1 protein-coding gene and 1 pseudogene are annotated in these 1,397 nt (G+C 79.0%); both read right to left on the reverse strand.

All coding sequences use genetic code 11. The annotated features are described in order from the left end of the window. Positions 1-1,051 (reverse strand): AlkA N-terminal domain-containing protein (locus tag NH602_RS30855; protein WP_253069693.1); only part of this gene is annotated, 1,051 nt, incomplete at its 3' end. Positions 1,052-1,120: 69 nt separating this feature from the next. Next, positions 1,121-1,397: pseudogene (locus NH602_RS30860) on the reverse strand (hypothetical protein); the annotation flags it as partial.

The following is a 1,397-nucleotide window of genomic DNA, read 5'->3' on the forward strand; positions in this document are numbered from 1 at the left end:
TCCCGTGCACGGCCGCGAGACGAGCCGCGGCGGTGCGGGCGGCGGCGACCGACACCTGCTGGCCCAGCACCGTGCGCACCGCCGTCTCGGCCGGGTCGACGGTGCCCGCCAGCCGGATCCCGGGCGTCGCGGCGACCAGCGGGGCGAGTGCGGCGTCGGCACCCAGCACGGCGTCGACGGCGAGCGGGTCGGCGTCGAGGTCGAGCAGCCGGCGCAGCCGGGACACCGCGGGCCCGACGTCCCGCGGGTCGGACGCCCGCAGCGTCGCGACCACGGCCCCGGCCCGCGCGGTCAGGTCCAGCGCGACGACGGCCGGTCCGTGCGGCAGCCGCAGCGTGCGCCGGTATGTGCCGCCAGTGACGGCCTCGACGCCGTCGACGGCGCGGGCCGCGAGGTGGTCGAGCAGGCCGTGCGGGTCGAACGGGGATCGGTAGGGCAGGCGCAGGACCAGCGCTCCCGGCGGACCGGGCTCACGGGTCCGCGACCGGCGGGCGGCCTCGGCGCGCAGCTGCGAGGGCGGGACGCCGTAGACGGTGCGGACGGTGTCGTTGAACTGGCGGACGCTGCCGAACCCGGCGGCGAACGCGACGTCGGCCAGCCCGAGCGGGGTGGTCTCGACCAGGATGCGGGCGGTGTGCGCGCGCTGCGCGCGGGCCAGGGCCAGGGGCCCGGCGCCCACCTCGGAGGTGAGGATCCGGCCGAGCTGGCGGGGCGAGTAGCCCAGCCGCGACGCGAGCCCAGGGACCCCGTCGCGCTCGACGACGCCGTCGGCGATCAGGCGCATGGCCCGCCCGGCGGCGTCCGCGCGCAGGTTCCACTCCGGCGAGCCGGGGACGGCGTCGGGCAGGCACCGCCGGCAGGCGCGGTAGCCCGCGGTCTGCGCGGCGGCCGCGGTGCGCAGGAACTCGACGTTGCGCGAGCGCGGAGGCGGTACCGGGCAGGACGGGCGGCAGTAGATGCCGGTGGTGCGCACGGCCGTGACGAACTGGCCGTCGAACCGCGCGTCCTTGGCGGCGACGGCGCGGTAACAGGCGTCGTGGTCGAGCAGCACGGCACCGACGATGCCACTGGGCGACCGCCGTCACTGGCGGGAATCGGTCACCGGTGTCCGGGGTCCGGTCTACGGGCAGAGCGCGCTCGACACCCACCCCTGCTCGCAGGCGAAGCGGACCTCCTCCTCGCGCGAGGCGTCCCGGTCGGGGACCCCCGACGGGCGCTCGCGGATCCGCTCCGGGGTGGTGCGCGGCGGGTCGGCCGGGGCCGGGGTCGCGACGGGGGCGGGTTCGACCGGCTCGGGGGCCGCCGTCTCCCGCTCCCGGGTGACGCCGCCGGTGTCGTCGCGCACGACGGGTGCGCTCCCGCGCGACGGGGCCGGTGCCGGGGCCGGGGCGAGCGGC

It is taken from the genome of Pseudonocardia sp. McavD-2-B (assembly GCF_024124365.1).
GTDB lineage: Bacteria > Actinomycetota > Actinomycetes > Mycobacteriales > Pseudonocardiaceae > Pseudonocardia > Pseudonocardia alni.